This window comes from Pseudomonas sp. S3_A03, assembly GCF_054668275.1.
Genome location: NZ_CP162753.1, coordinates 4744505 through 4762479, shown reverse-complemented (window position 1 = coordinate 4762479; position 17975 = coordinate 4744505). Strand labels below are relative to the sequence as shown.

Below are 17975 nucleotides of genomic sequence, written 5' to 3'. Positions count from 1 at the left end.
AGCCAAGCCAAATCCCACAGCCTGCGAAGATCAAAATGTGGGAGGCCCCCCTCCCACATTCGCCCTGCTGCGCGGCTGATGGCCGGGTACAATGCCGCTCCCCCAAGGAGCCCGCATGCCCACCTTACTGACTGACTGGCGCGACCGCCCTACGCATCACCGTGTATGGGCTTTGGCCGCGCCGATGATTCTGTCGAATATCTCCGTGCCGCTGGTGGCGCTGGTGGACAGCATGGTCATCGGCCACTTGCCCCACGCCCATCAACTGGGCGCGGTGGCCGTCGGGGCCAGCCTGTATACCTTCCTTGCCTGGGCCATGGGCTTTTTGCGCATGGGCTCTACCGGGTTCGCCGCCCAGGCCGCCGGGCGCAATGATGGCGCGGCACTGCGGCAGATCCTGTTGCAAGGTTTGCTGCTGGCGCTGGGCCTGGCGATGCTGCTCGGCACCGTGGGCATTCCGCTGAGCCACCTGGCCCTGGAATGGATGCAGCCCTCGCCCGAATTGAACCAACTGACCCGCGACTTCTTCCACACGCGTCTGTTCGGCCTGCCCGCCGCGCTGGCCAGCTATGCCTTGGTCGGCTGGTTCCTCGGCACGCAGAACGCCCGCGCACCGCTGGCGATCCTGCTGACCACCAACCTGGTGAATATTGCGCTGAACCTGTGGTTTGTCCTCGGCCTGGACTGGGGCGTGGTCGGCTCCGCCCGCGCCTCGGTGATCGCCGAATGGACCGGCGCCCTGCTCGGCCTGGCGCTCACGCAAAAAGCCCTGCGCGCCTACCCCGGCCATATCGCCTGGGCCGCGTTGAAGCGGTGGCACAGCTGGCGCCCACTGCTGGCGGTAAACCGCGACATCTTTATCCGCAGCCTGGCGCTGCAGTCGGTGTTCTTTATGATCACCGTACAAGGCGCACGCCTGGGGGATGCCACGGTGGCCGCCAATGCCTTGCTGCTCAATGGGCTGTTGCTGACCGCGCATGCCCTGGACGGCCTGGCTCACGCCGTCGAAGCCCTGTGCGGGCACGCCATCGGCGCCCGAGACCGCCAAGCCCTGCGCCGCTCGCTGGTAGTGGCCGGCGGTTGGTCGCTGATCGCCAGCGTTGGCTTTGCGCTGTTGTTCACCTTGGCCGGGCACGTGTTTATCGCCATGCAAACCGATATCCCCAGCGTGCGCGAAACGGCTGACCTCTACCTGCCTTACCTGGCGGTACTGCCGTTGATTGCGGTGTGGAGTTATTTGCTCGATGGCTTGTTTATCGGCGCAACGCGCGCGCGCGAAATGCGCAATGGGATGGTGCTGACGGTGTTGTTGGTGCTGCCGATTGCCTGGGCGTTGCAGGGGCTGGGCAACCACGGGCTGTGGATAACTTTCCTGCTGTTCATGGCGGTGCGCAGTTTGACGCTGTGGGCGATTGCCTGGCGGCTGAATCGCCAAGGGCTTTGGCTGGGAGCTAACTGAAGAAATACAATCCAAATGTGGGAGGGGGCTTGCTCCCGATAGCAGAGTGTCAGGCAACTAAATTGTTGCTGATATACCGTTATCGGGAGCAAGCCCCCTCCCACATTTTTAAATCTGTATCAGCTGATGTTACGAGGACAGGTAGGAGGAGCGGGTCAAGCCAAGACGCAGCGCATCCAGGAACTGGGTGCGCTCAGACGCCGAGATCTTCGCACTCGCACACTTGTCACGGTAATGCGTCATCAATTCCTCCGGCGACAAGTGCACGTAGCGCAGCATGTCTTCGATGGTGTCGTGGGTCTCGATCCCGGCGCTGTACACCGAACCGTCTTCACGCTGGTAGATGTTCACCGAGTCGGTGTCACCGAACAGGTTATGCATGTCGCCCAGAATCTCCTGGTAGGCACCCACCAGGAAGATGCCCAGCAGGTAGTCCTCGCCTTCGTTCAAGGCATGTACCGGCAGGCTGGTCTCGATGCTCTGCTCGTCGACGTATTGCTTGATCTTGCCGTCGGAGTCGCAGGTCAGGTCTTGCAGCACGGCACGGCGCAGTGGTTCTTCGTCGAGGCGATGCAGCGGCAGGATCGGCAGCACCTGGCCGATCGCCCAGGTGTCCGGCAGGCTCTGGAACACCGAGAAGTTACAGATGTACTTGTCGGCCAGCTTGTCGTTGAGTTCGTCCAGCACCTGGCGGTGCGAGCGCTGGCGAGCCTTGAGCGAGTTGTGCAGGCGGCGGCACACGGCGAAGTAGCATTGCTCGGCCAGGGCTTTCTCGGCCAGGGTCAGCTTGCCGTCGGCGTACTGGGTGGCCACGTCGCTCATGTAGTGGGTAGCGCGCCAGTAGGTTTCGGTGACCATCTCGATATCGGTGGGGCCGAGCAGGTCCACCAGCCATTGCACGGTTTCCGGCAGGCTTTCCTTGTTCTCGATCTTTGGGATTTCGTCGTTGTGTTTCTCCACGTCGGTGACCTGCACCACCAGCATGGCGTGGTGCGCGGTCAGGGAGCGGCCGCTTTCGGAGAAAATGTGCGGGTGCGGCAGGCTCTGCGCGTCGCAGAATTCCTTGAGCATGCCCACGACCACACCGGCGTAGTCGTCCATGTCGTAGTTGATCGAGCTGGCATTGCGCGAGTGGGTGCCGTCGTAATCCACGCCCAGGCCACCGCCGACATCGATGTGATCCACCGGCAGGCCGAGGTTGCGCAGTTCGCCGTAGTAACGAATGGCTTCCTTGAAGCCGTGCTGGTAGTCGGCCAGGTTGGCGATCTGCGAGCCCATGTGGAAGTGCAACAGGCGGATGCCCTGGTCCAGGCCGGCCGCGCGGAAACGCTCGACCACCGACAGCAATTGCGCCGCCGACAGGCCGAACTTGGACTTCTCGCCACCGGTGTCCGCCCACTTGCTCGACGCCAGCGACGACAAGCGCACACGCAGGCCGACCTGCGGCTTGACCTTGAGGCTGGCGGCCTCTTCGATCACCAGGCCGACTTCGGATTCTTTTTCGATCACGATGAATACGTTGTGGCCAAGCTTCTGGCCCATCAGCGCGAGGCGGATGAACTCACGGTCCTTGTAACCGTTGCAGACGATGGTGCCGCCCTTCGGCGCCAGGGCCAGCACGGCCAGCAACTCGGGCTTGGAACCGGCTTCCAGGCCGATGGACACGTTCTGGGTGGCGATGATGTTTTCGATCACCGCTTCCTGCTGGTTCACCTTGATCGGGTACAGCGCGGTGTACTTGCTCTGGTATTCCAGGCGCTCGATGTTGGCATCGAAGGCGCCGGTCAGTTGGCGCACGCGGTCTTGCAGGATATCGGGAAAGCGCACCAGCAATGGCAACGACAGGCCGCTTTTGCGCAACTGGTCGACTTGCTCGTACAGGTCGACGGGCGTGCTGTTCGGGCCGTTCGGACGGACTTCAACGCGACCGGCGTCGTTGATCGCGAAATATCCGGCCCCCCAATGGCGAATCCCGTAAACACTGCGGCTGTCCGCAACTGTCCATTGGCTGCCATCGTCTTTGCGTGTGCGTCGTACGGACATCGAAGTCCCCTATAAATGAAGGCGAAGGCGCCACCCCTCGTGGAGGCTGGCGCAGTCTAAAGAATGAAAATGACGATTTGCCTGTAAGAAGGTCAGACCCCACTCGCAGGACAGAGTTTAGACACAGGTTGGGAAGCGGCTGTCAGCCGCCGGACTTCTTGGCCTTGTAACCCAGCTTGATCAGCTCGGCCAACAGCAGTTCGACGTGATCGCCCTGGATCTCGATGACCCCGTCTTTCAACGCGCCACCGGTGCCGCAACGCTTTTTCAGCGCGGTGGCCAGTTCCTTCAGCGCCTCTTCAGCCAGCGGCACGCCGGTGATGGTGGTCACCGTCTTGCCGCCACGGCCCTTGCTCTCGCGTCGCACGCGGGCAATACCGTCGCCTTCAGGGATCAGGGTCTGTTTGCAGGTGCACGAACCCACGGGCTGACGACAGTCCGGGCAGTGTCGACCTGCATCGGTGGAAAATACCAGGCCACCAAGGGCGGCGAAGGATGCGGCTTTTTTGGCCACCGGCAATCCTCTTGGGAGGATGAAGACTGATCGGCGCGCCAAGCGTCACCGACCGCGAAGCCCCACTCAGGCAGGGGCAGCGCTACCGAGTCGCCAAGGCGGCTCGGGTGAAAAGTCGCGCAGTGTAACGGCAAAAAGCGAAGTTGCTAAGAGCCAAATGGCGCCAATTCATGCAAGTTTAGCGACGCAAGGCCAGATAGCGCCGCAAGCCCTCTTGAGCATCCGGGCAGTAAGGCTTTTGCGCAGCCTCTTGCAGCACCGTTTCGATGGGTAAAAAGCGCGCCTCCATGACTTCTTCAGGCTGCAAGTGCAGGGGGCCATCCCACACGGCGGAGTAGGACATGCACCACAGGCGGCTATCGCCATCCTCAAAATAAAAGTGGTCGTGCTCGACCAGCTCCACCCCGCTCACGCCGAGTTCTTCAGCCAATTCCCGCTGCGCCGACTGGGCATAACTCTCCCCCGCCGCCACCATGCCACCGGCCGCCGTGTCCCAGAAACCTGGGTACAGCGCCTTGCTCAAGGTGCGCCGATGCACACACAGCTCACCTCGGGTGTTGAACAGGAAGATAAAGGTGCAGCGGCCGATCAGGCCGCGCTGGCGAAGGTCAGACCGGACAAGGTCACCGAGCAGGTTGTCCTGCTCGTCGACCCAGCAGATCAGTTCGGCATCGGAGGCCGCGCGGTGGGCGGCCTCCTTCTGAGCGGCGTCCATCATCAACCCTGGTTGAGGAGCTGACGCAAATCGATCACTGCAGCGTTGGCCCTGGAAATGTAGTTGGCCATCACCAGCGAGTGGTTCGCCAGCACACCGAAGCCGCTGCCATTCAGAATCATGGGGCTCCACACCGGTTCCTGCGAGGCCTCCAGTTCACGAATGATCTGGCGCACGCTGACGGTGGCGTTTTTCTTGGCGAGTACGTCGGCAAAGTCGACTTCGATGGCGCGCAGCAGGTGAGACAACGCCCACGCCTGGCCACGGGCTTCGTAGAACACGTTGTCGATCTGCATCCATGGCGTCTCCACCACTTCTTCATCGACCTGCGGCACTTCACCCGGCGCCAGGGCTTCGGTTTTCAGTGCGGTGTTCAACTTGACCCGACCGACGCTGGCCGACAGGCGTTGCGACAATGAGCCCAGACGGGTGGCGACATCGCCCAGCCAGTTGTTCAGGTTGTCGGCACGCGCATAAAACAGCGCGCCGCGCTGGTTCGGGTCGGACAGGCGCGCTTCATAACGGTTCAGGGAGTTGATGCCTTCCTGGTATTCGGACTCGCTGGACGGCAGCACCCAACTCTTGTTGTCAAAGTTGAAACGCGGCTCGGCCTTGGCCAGGTCGGCGTCTTCAGCCGATTGCGACTGGGAGCGGGCAAAGTCCTTGCGCAGGGCGCGGGTCAGGTCACGCACCTGCACCAGCACGCCGTATTCCCAGCTGGGCATGTTGTCCATCCACAGGCCTGGCGGGAAACGGTCGTTGGAAATATAGCCGCCGGGCTTGTTCAGCAAGGTGCCGACCACGGTCTTGAGGGTTTCAACGGTGGTGTAGCCCACCACCATCTGCTTGCCTTCCTTCTCGGCGGCAAGCTGGGCGTTTTGCTGGACCGGGAACAGCGCCGGCTCTTCGCTCCAGTACCAGCCCAGGGCGCCGGTGACCAACAGGTACAGGCCGAGCACGCTGAGCACCGCTCGGCTCATCAGCAGAGTACGAAAATAGCTGCGGTTGGCCGACTTGGGCTCAGGGGCGGGGCCTTTGGCACTGCCTGCACGGTTTTTCCAGTCCAGCATGGCGATATCCTTTCAATCACTTGAGTTCATGCACTTTAAAAGGCGGCGTGCGTTCACACACTCCGACAGCAACCCTACCCCATCGTGCCAGCCAATGCGGGGCTTTTCGTCAAACTGGCGCGCCTGGGGAGTTGGACTATAAAGGATGCACGCTTTTTACGCTGCGCGACCGGCCGGTCATCAACTGAATGTCGGGATATGCGCAGTTAATTGATGTATGACACTGATGCGATTCGAAAGAGGTGCTAGCATAGAGCCATCATTTTCGATCTCAGCATGCACCCTTACTAGCAGTCAGGATATGACCGAGTCAGAAGACCCCAGCCGTGAGCGTCTCAAGCAGCACTTTGCCCAGCGGGTAATTCATCAGGCACGTCAAATTCTTGAGATCTGGCAGCGCCTGCAACGCAGCGAATGGTCGAACGCCGACTTCAGCGAACTCAGCGAAGCCAACCTGCGCCTGCTGCGCTTTGCCGAGCGCTTTGAACAACCGGAGCACGGCCAGCTGGCGCGCCATATTGGCGAGTCGCTGAAGGCCGTGGACGAAAACCGCGGGCGCCTGAGCAGCCAACTGATCACCGAACTCAACCGCCTGATGCAGCGCCTGTCCCGCACCGGCCTGCGTCAAGGCGACCAGTTGGAACAGACGCTCCTGCCGCCGATGCGCAAGCCGATCTACGTGATGCTGGCCGATCACGACCGCGCCGAGCGCCTGGCCAAGCAGCTGGAATTTTTTGGCCTGAGCGCGCAGTCGCTGGACAGCGTGGCGGCATTTCGTGCATCGATGGCCGAGCGCTTGCCGTCGGCGATTGTGATGGACGTGGATTTCTGCGGCGCAGGCCTGGGCCTCAAGCTCGCCGCCGAAGCCCAGGAAGGCCTGGAGCACAAGCTGCCGCTGCTGTTTTTCAGCCTGCACGAAACCGACACCCCAACCCGACTGGCGGCCGTGCGCGCCGGTGGCCAGGAGTTCCTCACCGGCACCCTGGAAGCCTCCAGCCTGCTGGAAAAGATCGAAGTGCTGACCTGCGTCGCTCAGTACGAACCCTACAAAGTGCTAATCATCGACGACTCACGGGCCCAGGCGCTGCACACCGAGCGTCTGCTCAACAGCGCCGGCATCGTCACCCGCACCCTGATCGAGCCGATCCAGGCCATGGCCGAGCTGGCGGATTTCCAGCCCGACCTGATCATCCTCGACATGTATATGCCCGCGTGCACCGGTACCGAGCTGGCCAAGGTGATCCGCCACAACGACCGCTATGTGAGCGTGCCGATCATCTACCTGTCGGCCGAAGATGACCTGGATAAACAGCTGGATGCCATGAGTGAAGGCGGCGACGACTTCCTCACCAAGCCGATCAAGCCACGCCACCTGATCACCACCGTGCGTAACCGCGCGGCCCGCGCACGCCACCTCAAGGCGCGGATGGTGCGCGACAGCCTGACCGGCCTGTACAACCACACCCATATCCTGCAACTGCTCGAAGACTGCAGCTTCCGCGCACGCCGCGAGAACAAGCCGCTGAGCTTTGCCATGCTCGATATCGACCACTTCAAGCGCGTCAATGACAGCCATGGCCACCCCATGGGCGACCGCGTGATCAAGAGCCTGGCGCTGTTTCTCAAGCAGCGGTTGCGCAAGACCGACTATATCGGGCGCTACGGCGGTGAAGAATTTGCCATTGTGATGCCCGACACCGACCTGGAGTCGGCCTGCAAAGTGCTGGACGAGATCCGTGGGCGCTTTGCCGAAATCCATTATCCGGCCCAGCCCCAGGACTTATGGTGCACCTTCAGCGCCGGGCTGGTGGAGCTGTGCGATGACTCCGACAGCTTGATGATGGCCGCTCAGGCGGACGAAGCGCTGTACCGCGCCAAGGGCGCAGGACGCAATCGTGTACAGGCCGCGCGCACATCAAAGCAAAGTGCCACCTTTTCACCGGAATCCACTGATTCCGTCATAACTTTGTAATGTAAATGCAATAACTTCAGGCACTTACCTTTTGTTGTCGGTTGAAACCCCGCATGCGCCTGAAGCTGCTGACCAATCTCAATACCCTTCTTCTGGTGGCCGTGTGCCTGGCACTCGGGGCGACGCTGTGGTGGTCGCAACGCGCGCTGGAACGCCCGTATCTATTGATGGAACGCTACCTGGGGCTGTCGCAGAGCTTTCAGAACCAGGCCGCGCGCAATATCGACGACTACCTGGCCAGCGGCGACGCCCTGCGCTTGAGCAGCGCCAGCCAGAGCCTGGAAAACCTGCTGCGGGACCTGAATGAATTGCCCGCCGAGCTGGCGCAAAATCTGCGCCCCAGCCTGGTAGAGCTGGACGCCTTCAGCAAAACCGACCTGCTCGCCGCCGGCAAGTTGGCCGGCGACCCGCAAGCCCTGTTGCTGCAAGCCGAACGCGAACTGGGCGCGAACCTGGAGCAATTGGGCCAGTACGCCATGGGCGTGAACGCCCCCGAAGCAGCGCGTTATCTGCCGCCGCTGCTGGCCGCATCCCAGCATCTGGGCAAACTGTCCCTGGCGCGCGACAAACTGGTGAGCAGCGGACGCGCGGAACTGGCCGCTGACGTGGAGCGCGAAGTCGGCAGTATCCGCAGCCAGGCTGACCTGCTGGAGCAACTGCCCTTGCTCGGCGTCAAAACCAGTACCGAATCCAACACCGACGATTTTTCCGCCCTGATGGGCCTGCAAAACAGCGAAAAAACCGAAGCCCAGGACACCGGCGTCGACCTCAAGCGCGAACTCAACAGCTTGCTGACCCGCTACCCCGCCGAACTCCAGCGCACCCGCGAGCAGATCCAGAAACGCGCCGACCTGGCCGCCGCCACCCATCTGAAAATCAGCGCGGTGCAACAGGCCATCGCCGGTCTTGAGCCGGTGGTGCGCGCACAACACGCCATTATCCAGGGCGAAGTGCGCGTGATGCAGGGCGTGATGATCGGCTTGATCCTGCTGATTGCGCTGCTGATCGACACCTTGCAACGGCGCCTGGCGCGCGTGCTGACCAACCTGGCGCCGGCCCTGTCGACCTGGGGCGAAGGCGACTTCAGCCAGCCGATCGCCCTGGGCAAGACCAACCGCGAACTGCACGATATCGAAGCCTCACTGAACCGCTTGCGCGCCTACCTGGCGGACCTGGTGGGCACTATTCGCGGCAATGCCCAGGAAGTGGCCGGCAGCAGTCGCGCCCTCGCCGAACTGAGCAGCGGCTTGCACGACGGCGCCGAGCGCCAGGCCGGGGACACCGCGCAGATTCGTGACTCGCTGGGCGAACTGGAGGCCACCATCCAGCAAGTGGCCGGCGATGCCAGCCAGGCCGCCGGCGCCAGCCGCAGTGCGGGCCAGGCCGTGGAGCAAGGCCAACGGGTGATAGGCCTGAGCCTCACCGGCCTGCACGCGCTGGTGGGAGAAGTGCAGCAAAACGCGCAGATGATCGAAAAACTCGCCGCCGAGTCCGCCACCATCGGCGGCGTGCTCACCGTGATTCGCTCGATTGCCGACCAGACCAACCTGCTGGCACTCAATGCCGCGATCGAGGCCGCCCGCGCCGGGGAAGCAGGCCGTGGGTTTGCGGTAGTCGCCGATGAAGTGCGCACACTGGCCCAACGCACGGCGGGCGCCACCGCTGAAATCCAGGGTTTGATCAGCGGCCTGCAAACCGCCGCCCACCAGTCGGTGGAAGGCATGCGCGCGCAGGTCGAACATGCCGAAGCCACCGCCCAGCAGGCCCAGGCGGCCGACGGCGCGCTGGATGAAATCGTCGGGGCGATCCAGACAATTTCCGACACGGCGGTACGCATTGCCGATGTGACCGCGCAGCAGAGCGGCGCCGTGAGCGAAATTCGCGACAACAGCGAAAGAATTCACCAGTTGGGTGAGGATAATTTGCTGCGTATCGGCCAGGGCCGCCGCCAGGGCGAACACCTGTTGGTGCTGGGTGGGCAGCTCAATACGGCGGTGCAGGCCTTCCGCGTTTGAACCGACCTCATGCCAAATACAGTTCAACATGTGGGAGGGGGCTTGCTCTCGATAGCGGTGGATCAGTTACAGATAGTGAGACTGACACACTGCAATCGGGGGCAAGCCCCCTCCCACATTTGATCTCCTGGGGGTTCAAAACCGTGTTGGCAATGACCAGACTGGAGAACTGGGTCACATATTTTTCGCAATCCTCGCTAATCGTGCGGCCTACTGCATAGAACTGGACAGTCACAAAGGCTTTGCGGCATAGTCGCCGGGTTCTGCCGTACTCCCCTCAATAACAAGGAACAGCCGATGGCGACCTTACTGGTTCTTCACGGACCCAACCTGAACCTGCTCGGCACCCGTGAACCGGGCGTCTACGGGGCAGTGACCCTGGATCAGATCAACCTCGATCTGGAACGACGGGCCCGTGAAGCCGGCCACCATCTGCTCTACCTGCAAAGCAATGCCGAGTATGAATTGATTGATCGCATCCATGCCGCGCGCGGCGAAGGCGTGGACTTTATCCTGATCAATCCCGCCGCTTTTACGCATACAAGCGTTGCATTACGTGACGCGCTGCTGGCGGTGAGCATCCCATTCATCGAAGTGCATTTATCGAACGTGCACAAACGCGAACCTTTCCGCCATCACTCTTACTTCTCCGACGTAGCAGTAGGAGTGATCTGCGGCCTTGGCGCCAGCGGTTACCGACTGGCCCTGGAGGCCGCCCTGGAACAGCTTGAAGAACAGGCTAAACGCCCCTGACCGACCCTTGGGAGTTGATGATTCATGGATATCCGTAAAGTTAAGAAATTGATCGAACTGCTGGAAGAATCCGGTATCGACGAGCTGGAAATCAAGGAAGGCGAAGAGTCCGTACGGATCAGCCGCCACAGCAAAACCCCGGCCCAACAGTTCTACGCACCGCAGATGCAAGCACCGGCTCCCGCCGCTGCTGCTCCGGCTGCCGCGCCTGCCGCCGCCGCTGCACCTGCCGCCCCAGCCGCGCCTGTGCTGAACGGTTTCGTGGCCAAGTCGCCAATGGTCGGTACCTTCTACCGCACCCCCGCGCCGGGCTCGCCAGCCTTCGTTGAAGTCGGCAAAACCGTGAAAGTGGGCGACACCCTCTGCATCGTTGAAGCGATGAAGATGATGAACCACATCACGGCCGAAAAAGCCGGCGTCATCGAATCCATCCTGGTAGAAAACGGTCAGCCGGTTGAGTACGACCAGCCGCTGTTCACCATCGTTTGAACCGCGGAGCGCCTTCGATGTTGAAACCTGCGAAGAAACTGCAAAAAGTCCTGATCGCCAACCGCGGCGAGATCGCGCTGCGTATCCTGCGCGCCTGTAAGGAAGAGGGCATCAAGACCGTCGCTGTTTACTCGACGGCCGATACCGAATTGATGCACGTGAAACTGGCGGACGAGAGCCTCTGCATCGGCCCGCCACTGGCCTCGAACTCGTACCTGAACATCCCGAACATCATCGCCGCGGCAGAAGTGACCGGCGCTGATGGCATCCACCCTGGCTACGGCTTCCTCGCGGAAAACGCCGATTTCGCCGAACAGGTGGAAAAATCCGGGTTCGCGTTCATCGGCCCTAAAGCCGAAACCATTCGCCTGATGGGCGACAAGGTCTCGGCCAAGGACGCCATGATCGCAGCCGGCGTGCCAACCGTTCCAGGCTCCGACGGCCCACTGCCTGAAGACGAGGAAACCGCCCTGCGCATTGGTCGCGAAGTCGGTTACCCGGTGATCATCAAGGCCGCCGGTGGCGGTGGTGGTCGCGGCATGCGTGTGGTGCACAAGGAAGAAGACCTGATCGAAGCCGCCAAGCAGACCCGTGCGGAAGCCGGCGCCTGGTTCGGCAACCCGATGGTCTACTGGAAAAGTACCTGACCAACCCACGTCACGTGGAAGTCCAGGTACTGTCCGACGGCCAGGGCCATGCCATCCACCTGGGCGACCGTGATTGCTCGCTGCAACGCCGTCACCAGAAGGTGTTGGAAGAAGCGCCGGCACCGGGCCTGGACGAGAAAGCCCGCCAGGAAGTGCTGGCTCGCTGCGTCAAGGCGTGCATCGACATCAACTACCGTGGCGCCGGCACCTTCGAGTTCCTCTACGAGAACGGTCGTTTCTACTTCATCGAGATGAACACTCGCGTGCAGGTAGAGCACCCGGTGTCGGAGATGGTCACCGGTATCGACATCGTCAAGGAGATGCTGAGCATCGCCGCCGGTAACGTGCTGTCCTTCACCCAGGCTGACGTGAAGATTCACGGCCACTCCCTGGAATGCCGGATCAACGCCGAAGACCCGAAAACCTTTATGCCGAGCCCAGGCCTGGTCAAGCATTTCCACGCGCCCGGCGGCAACGGCGTACGTGTGGATTCGCACCTGTACAGCGGCTACAAGGTTCCGTCCAACTACGACTCGTTGATCGGCAAGCTGATCACCTGGGGCGCCACCCGCGACGAGGCCATGGCCCGCATGCGTAACGCCCTGGACGAAATCGTGGTCGACGGCATCAAGACCAACGTCCCGCTGCACCGGGACCTGGTCCGCGATGAAGGCTTCTGCGAAGGTGGTGTGAACATTCACTACCTGGAACACAAACTGGCCAACCAGTAAGTGCTCCACCCAACAAAACCGCCTTCGGGCGGTTTTGTTGTTTCTGCGCGCTCGATCTTGAAGATGTACACCCTGCAAATGTGTTCAGTCAGTACAGTCGTCTTCTGCCGTGAGCTCGCGTAAACTTGCGCGCTTTCGCGACTCTGCGGTCGCACACTCATTTTTTCAAAGGTGCCCGCCATGCCTTGGCTGCAAGTCCGTCTCGCCATCAGCCCAGAACAAGCCGAAACCTACGAAGACGCTTTCCTCGAAGTGGGCGCTGTGTCGGTGACTTTCATGGACGCCGAAGACCAGCCGATCTTCGAACCCGAGCTGAACACGACCCCACTGTGGTCCCACACCCACTTGCTGGCCCTGTTCGAAGACGGCACCGATGCCGCCGCCGTGCTGGCCCATATGGAACTGCTTACCGGCAGCCCGTTGCCGGAGCACCACAGCGAAGTGATCGAAGACCAGGACTGGGAACGCAGCTGGATGGACAACTTCCAGCCGATGCGTTTCGGCCAACGCCTGTGGATCGTGCCAAGCTGGCACGCCGCACCGGAACCCGAGGCGGTCAACCTGCTGCTGGACCCGGGCCTGGCCTTCGGCACCGGCACCCACCCCACCACCGCGCTGTGCCTGGAATGGCTGGACGGCCAGGACCTGACCGACAGCCACGTGCTGGACTTCGGCTGCGGCTCGAGATCCTGGCGATTGCCGCCCTGCTGTTGGGCGCCAAGGAGGCCGTGGGCACCGATATCGATGTGCAGGCGCTGGAAGCCTCCCGCGATAACGCCGGGCGCAACAATATCCCTGAAGGCAAATTCCACTCTACCTGCCTGAAGATCTGCCCCAGGTGCAGGCCGATGTGCTGGTCGCGAACATCCTCGCCGGGCCGCTGGTTTCCCTGGCGCCGCAGCTGTCGAGCCTGGTCAAGTCCGGCGGACGCCTGGCGTTGTCGGGCATCCTCGCTGAACAGGGCGAAGATGTGGCCGCCGCGTATGCCAAGGATTTCGAGTTGGACCCGATCGCCAACCGTGACGGCTGGGTACGCATCAGCGGGCGTCGGCGCTAGAATGAGCGCTTGCCTGAATCGGATGGCCGCATGACCGACAGTTTCGTCACCCAGTGCCCGCATTGCCAAGCCCGTTTCCGCGTCAACCACGCCCAGTTGAGCGTGGCCCGTGGCGTGGTACGTTGCGGCTCGTGCCTGCAAGTGTTCAACGCCGCTCGCCAATTGCTCGAGCAGCGCGCCCATGCGACGGCGCCGGGGCAGCCGACCGCGGCCGAGCCAACGCCCGAAGCGGTGCCCGAGCCACAGCGGGCAGTCAGCCAGAAACAGTGGACCGCCGAAGAGCTGGACCTGGACAACCTGGACCTGGATAAAGAACTGGCCAAGCTGGAACGCCGCGAGATTCAGCACACCCTGCCCGTGGGCGCGGAACGCCGTCAGCCCGGCGCCGAGCGTCGGCAAAAAGACGACGCCCTCAGCGCCACTCGCGAAACCGTCAAGGCCGATGAAGAAAAATGGGCCGCCAGCCTGTTCAGCGAACCGCCTGAAGAACGCGCCACTCACGCTGAAGACGAGCCCGAGCCGATTAAAGGCCCTGCGACCAAGCAGCGCACCGAACCGTCCATGTCGCCGCACACTGACGAGATCGACGACGAACCACCGCTGCACTCAACCCCAGACGATGACGAGCGCGACCCGCCGTTCACTCCCCTGACAGCCGCGGCACAGGAACCGGAGCCCGAAGAGCGCCCGCAACCCCGCCGCAAGCGTCCGCGCCCCGAAGCCGGAATCCACGACGAGCTGCTTCAGGACCTGGAAGACGACCCGCTGCACCTGTATGCGCAAAAACGCCCGCAGGGCTGGGGCCGTCGCCTGATCTGGATACTGCTGGTGCTGATCGCCGCCGCCGGCCTGGCCGTCCAATACATTGCCTACCAATTCGACGACCTGGCCCGCCAGGACGCCTACCGCCCATGGTTCCAGCAACTGTGCCCCACACTGGGCTGCACGGTGCCATCACGGGTTGATATCGCCCATATCAAGAGCAGCAACCTGGTGGTGCGCAGCCATCCGGAGTTCGCCGGCGCGCTGGTGGTGGATGCGATCATCTACAACCGCGCGACATTCTCCCAGCCCTTCCCCCTGCTGGAGCTGCGGTTTGCCGACCTCAATGGCAACCTGATCGCCAGTCGTCGCTTCAAACCCGCCGAATACCTGAGCGGCGAACTGGCCGGTGTGAGCGAAATGCCATCGCAAACCCCGATTCATATTTCCCTGGATATCCTCGACCCAGGCAATAAAGCCGTGAATTACAGCTTGAGCTTCCATTCTCCCGAGTGAATCGGCGGATGCACCGAAGCTTGACGGTGGAATATTGACTTCACGCCGCGCAACCAAACCGGTAGCGATAAAGAATTAACTGTTCAGATTTTATCCAATTCAGCCTTTATCCAGTCATCGAGAGCGGGTATCATGCCAACCCTTTTTCGAACTCTAATGATCCGGCCCCACAACAGGGAAGTCCTATGTCGGCGGTACGCATCGGCCCATATACATTGCAGAACGGCTTGATTCTCGCCCCGATGGCGGGCGTCACCGACCAGCCCTTTCGTCAGCTCTGCAAACGTTTGGGCGCGGGTCTTGTAGTCTCGGAAATGGTCACCAGTGACATGAGTTTGTGGAACACCCGCAAATCGCGGATGCGCATGATCCACGAAGGTGATCCCGAGCCCCGCTCGGTACAAATCGCCGGTGGTGACGCGCAGATGCTGGCGGATGCGGCCCGAGCCAACGTGGAGCTGGGCGCACAGATCATCGATATCAACATGGGCTGCCCGGCCAAGAAGGTCTGTAACAAGGCCGCCGGTTCCGCCCTGTTGAAAGATGAGCAGTTGGTTGCCGAGATCCTGCAGGCCGTTGTCGCCGCCGTGGATGTGCCGGTGACCCTGAAGATTCGTACCGGCTGGGACCGGGACAACAAGAATGGCCTGACGGTGGCGAAGATCGCCGAACAGGCGGGCATTACAGCGCTGGCGGTGCATGGCCGCACCCGCGCCGACCTTTATACCGGTGAAGCCGAGTACGACACCATCGCCGCGATCAAGCAGGCGGTGTCGATGCCGGTATTTGCCAATGGCGATATCGACTCAGCCGAGAAAGCCCGGCGCGTGCTGCACGCAACCGGTGCCGATGGTTTGTTGATAGGCCGGGCCGCCCAGGGGCGCCCGTGGATTTTTCGTGAGATCGAACACTTTCTGCGTACCGGCGAAGTCCTGCCGGCACCGGAGTTGGTCGAGGTGGAACGTATTCTGCTAGAGCATCTGGCTGCCCTTCACACTTTCTATGGGGATGTGATGGGCGTACGCATTGCTCGCAAGCATGTGGGTTGGTATCTCGCAACCCTGCCGGGCGCCAGGGAGTTTCGCGCCGGGTTCAATCGTTTGGATGAAACGCAAGCACAGGTCACCGCCGTTCGTGAGTTTTTTGCCGAACGAGACAAGAGCCTGAGAGCAGGGGACGGAGAGGGGGTGGCCGCATGACGATCATGACCGAGACTTTAGTGAGTGGAACAACACCCGTGAGCGACAACGTCAATTTGAAACAGCACCTCAACACGCCGAGCGAAGAAGGCCAGACCCTTCGCGGGAGCGTTGAAAAGGCGCTGCACAATTATTTCGCCCACCTTGAGGGCGCTTCAGTCACGGACGTGTACAACCTGGTGCTCTCCGAAGTCGAGGCGCCCTTGCTCGAAAGCGTGATGAACTACGTCAAGGGCAACCAGACCAAAGCCAGTGAGCTGCTGGGCCTCAACCGTGGCACCTTGCGCAAAAAGCTCAAGCAATACGATTTGCTGTAAGCATTCAATCAAACCAGAAAGGCGCCCGCGTAAAACCGGTCGCCTTTTTTGCTGACTCCTTTGCTTTTGATGGAAATTGAAATGACCGACCAGACTACCCGCCTGCCGATCCGCCGCGCCTTGATCAGCGTTTCCGACAAGACCGGCATCCTCGAATTTGCCCGGGAGCTGGAAGCCCTGGGCGTGGAAATCCTCTCCACGGGCGGGACCTTCAAACTGCTGCAGGACAACGGCGTGGCCGCAGTAGAAGTCGCGGACTACACCGGTTTCGCGGAAATGATGGACGGTCGGGTCAAGACCCTGCACCCGAAAATCCACGGCGGCATCCTCGGCCGTCGCGGTATCGACGACGCCATCATGAACGAGCACGGCATCAAGCCGATCGACCTGGTGGCCGTCAACCTCTACCCCTTCGAAGCCACCATCAACAAGCCCGGCTGCGACCTGCCGACCGCCATCGAAAACATCGATATCGGCGGCCCGACCATGGTGCGCTCGGCAGCCAAGAACCACAAAGACGTGGCCATCGTGGTCAATGCCGGCGACTACAGCCAGGTGCTCGAAAGCCTGAAAGCCGGCGGCCTGACCTACGCCCAGCGTTTTGACCTGATGCTCAAGGCGTTCGAACACACCGCGGCCTACGACGGCATGATCGCCAACTACATGGGCACCGTGAACCAGGCCGCCGACACCCTGAGCACAGAAGGCCGCAGCCAGTTCCCGCGCACCTTCAACAGCCAGTTCATCAAGGCCCAGGAAATGCGCTACGGCGAGAACCCGCACCAGAGCGCGGCGTTCTACGTGGAGGCAAAACCGGCCGAAGTCGGCATTGCCACCGCGACCCAACTGCAAGGCAAAGAACTGTCCTACAACAACGTGGCCGACACCGATGCCGCGCTCGAATGCGTGAAAAGCTTCGTCAAGCCGGCCTGCGTGATCGTCAAGCACGCCAACCCGTGTGGCGTGGCCGTGAGCCCGGACGCCGAAGGCGGTATTCGCCAGGCCTACGAACTGGCCTACGCCACCGACACCGAGTCGGCCTTCGGCGGCATCATTGCCTTCAACCGTGAGCTGGACGCCGAGACCGCCAAGGCCATCGTCGAGCGTCAGTTCGTTGAAGTGATCATCGCGCCAAGCGTCAGCGAAGAAGCGCGCGCCATCGTTGCAGCGAAAGCCAACGTGCGCCTGCTGGCCTGCGGCGAATGGTCGGCTGACCGCGCCGCTGCCTGGGACTACAAGCGCGTCAATGGCGGCTTGCTGGTACAGAGCCGCGACATCGGCATGATCGGCAGCGCCGACCTGAAAGTGGTAACCCAGCGTGCTCCCACCGAGCAAGAGATCAACGACCTGATCTTCGCCTGGAAAGTGGCCAAGTACGTTAAATCCAACGCCATCGTCTACGCCAAGAACCGCCAGACCATCGGTGTCGGCGCCGGCCAGATGAGCCGCGTGAACTCGGCGCGTATCGCCGCGATCAAGGCTGAACACGCCGGTTTGCAGGTGGTGGGCTCGGTGATGGCGTCCGACGCTTTCTTCCCGTTCCGTGACGGCCTGGACAACGCCGCGAAAGCGGGCGTGACCGCCGTGATCCAACCGGGCGGTTCGATGCGCGATGCTGAAGTTATCGCCGCCGCTGATGAAGCTGGCATAGCGATGGTCTTCACCGGCATGCGCCACTTCCGCCACTGATCCAACCCGATTGAAATGTAGGAGCGG

At 61.8% G+C, this 17975-nt stretch carries 12 protein-coding genes and 3 pseudogenes; 11 read left to right on the top strand and 4 right to left on the bottom strand.

What is annotated here, in order from left to right:
- The first annotated feature begins 115 nt into the window (after positions 1 to 115).
- Positions 116 to 1459: an MATE family efflux transporter gene (locus AB4O25_RS21725; protein ID WP_017527873.1), complete on the top strand. Its 1344-nt coding sequence runs from the start codon at positions 116 to 118 to the stop codon at positions 1457 to 1459.
- Positions 1460 to 1588: 129 nt separating this feature from the next.
- Here the strand turns inward: AB4O25_RS21725 and speA are convergent, their stop codons facing one another.
- The 4 genes from speA to AB4O25_RS21705 form a co-directional block, all read right to left on the bottom strand.
- Positions 1589 to 3502, bottom strand: coding sequence for an arginine decarboxylase (speA, locus tag AB4O25_RS21720; RefSeq protein WP_017527874.1), 1914 nt, complete (start codon positions 3500 to 3502; stop codon positions 1589 to 1591).
- Positions 3503 to 3644: 142 nt separating this feature from the next.
- Entirely contained in the window at positions 3645 to 4016 is a 372-nt protein-coding gene (locus AB4O25_RS21715) for a translation initiation factor Sui1 (protein ID WP_017527875.1), read from the bottom strand.
- A gap of 178 nt (positions 4017 to 4194) precedes the next feature.
- Complete coding sequence (locus tag AB4O25_RS21710) at positions 4195 to 4731, bottom strand: NUDIX hydrolase (RefSeq protein ID WP_460149966.1); 537 nt, start codon at positions 4729 to 4731, stop codon at positions 4195 to 4197.
- Between the two features lie 2 nt (positions 4732 to 4733).
- The gene (locus AB4O25_RS21705) at positions 4734 to 5711 is read right to left on the bottom strand and encodes a DUF2333 family protein (RefSeq protein WP_370671257.1); all 978 of its coding nucleotides are present in this window, start codon (positions 5709 to 5711) and stop codon (positions 4734 to 4736) included.
- 391 nt (positions 5712 to 6102) lie between these two features.
- Here AB4O25_RS21705 and AB4O25_RS21700 point away from each other — a divergent pair, with 391 nt between their 5' ends.
- From AB4O25_RS21700 to purH, 10 genes and pseudogenes are all read left to right on the top strand, one after another.
- Positions 6103 to 7773, top strand: coding sequence for a response regulator (locus AB4O25_RS21700; protein WP_017527878.1), 1671 nt, complete (start codon positions 6103 to 6105; stop codon positions 7771 to 7773).
- A gap of 1499 nt (positions 7774 to 9272) precedes the next feature.
- A pseudogene (locus AB4O25_RS21695) lies at positions 9273 to 9788 on the top strand (methyl-accepting chemotaxis protein); the annotation flags it as partial.
- Between the two features lie 297 nt (positions 9789 to 10085).
- Complete coding sequence (gene aroQ, locus AB4O25_RS21690; RefSeq protein ID WP_003171482.1) at positions 10086 to 10541, top strand: type II 3-dehydroquinate dehydratase; 456 nt, start codon at positions 10086 to 10088, stop codon at positions 10539 to 10541.
- Between the two features lie 24 nt (positions 10542 to 10565).
- On the top strand, positions 10566 to 11030 hold the full coding sequence (gene accB / locus AB4O25_RS21685) for an acetyl-CoA carboxylase biotin carboxyl carrier protein (RefSeq protein ID WP_017527880.1): 465 nt from the start codon (positions 10566 to 10568) through the stop codon (positions 11028 to 11030).
- Positions 11031 to 11047: 17 nt separating this feature from the next.
- Positions 11048 to 12408: pseudogene (accC, locus tag AB4O25_RS21680) on the top strand (acetyl-CoA carboxylase biotin carboxylase subunit).
- Positions 12409 to 12588: 180 nt separating this feature from the next.
- Positions 12589 to 13465, top strand: a pseudogene (gene prmA / locus AB4O25_RS21675) (50S ribosomal protein L11 methyltransferase).
- 30 nt (positions 13466 to 13495) lie between these two features.
- Positions 13496 to 14743, top strand: coding sequence for a DUF3426 domain-containing protein (locus AB4O25_RS21670; RefSeq protein ID WP_460149965.1), 1248 nt, complete (start codon positions 13496 to 13498; stop codon positions 14741 to 14743).
- 185 nt (positions 14744 to 14928) lie between these two features.
- A complete protein-coding gene (gene dusB, locus AB4O25_RS21665; RefSeq protein WP_017527884.1) occupies positions 14929 to 15942 on the top strand; it encodes a tRNA dihydrouridine synthase DusB in 1014 nt (337 codons plus the stop codon).
- Positions 15939 to 16259 (top strand): DNA-binding transcriptional regulator Fis, encoded by a 321-nt coding sequence (gene fis / locus AB4O25_RS21660; protein WP_017527885.1) that lies wholly within the window; start codon positions 15939 to 15941, stop codon positions 16257 to 16259. Before dusB ends, fis begins: the two co-directional genes overlap by 4 nt.
- Before the next feature lie 81 nt (positions 16260 to 16340).
- A complete protein-coding gene (gene purH, locus AB4O25_RS21655; protein ID WP_065879416.1) occupies positions 16341 to 17948 on the top strand; it encodes a bifunctional phosphoribosylaminoimidazolecarboxamide formyltransferase/IMP cyclohydrolase in 1608 nt (535 codons plus the stop codon).
- The last annotated feature ends 27 nt before the right edge of the window (positions 17949 to 17975 follow it).

Excerpts from the sequence above, each read along its gene's own strand:
- AB4O25_RS21710 (WP_460149966.1), bottom strand. The coding sequence starts at position 4,731 with ATGGACGCCGCTCAGAAGGAGGCCGCCCACCGCGCGGCCTCCGATGCC.
- AB4O25_RS21725 (WP_017527873.1), top strand. The coding sequence starts at position 116 with ATGCCCACCTTACTGACTGACTGGCGCGACCGCCCTACGCATCACCGT.
- purH (WP_065879416.1), top strand. The coding sequence starts at position 16,341 with ATGACCGACCAGACTACCCGCCTGCCGATCCGCCGCGCCTTGATCAGC.
- aroQ (WP_003171482.1), top strand. The coding sequence starts at position 10,086 with ATGGCGACCTTACTGGTTCTTCACGGACCCAACCTGAACCTGCTCGGC.
- AB4O25_RS21670 (WP_460149965.1), top strand. The coding sequence starts at position 13,496 with ATGACCGACAGTTTCGTCACCCAGTGCCCGCATTGCCAAGCCCGTTTC.
- AB4O25_RS21705 (WP_370671257.1), bottom strand. The coding sequence starts at position 5,711 with ATGAGCCGAGCGGTGCTCAGCGTGCTCGGCCTGTACCTGTTGGTCACC.
- fis (WP_017527885.1), top strand. The coding sequence starts at position 15,939 with ATGACGATCATGACCGAGACTTTAGTGAGTGGAACAACACCCGTGAGC.
- dusB (WP_017527884.1), top strand. The coding sequence starts at position 14,929 with ATGTCGGCGGTACGCATCGGCCCATATACATTGCAGAACGGCTTGATT.
- AB4O25_RS21700 (WP_017527878.1), top strand. The coding sequence starts at position 6,103 with ATGACCGAGTCAGAAGACCCCAGCCGTGAGCGTCTCAAGCAGCACTTT.
- speA (WP_017527874.1), bottom strand. The coding sequence starts at position 3,502 with ATGTCCGTACGACGCACACGCAAAGACGATGGCAGCCAATGGACAGTT.
- accB (WP_017527880.1), top strand. The coding sequence starts at position 10,566 with ATGGATATCCGTAAAGTTAAGAAATTGATCGAACTGCTGGAAGAATCC.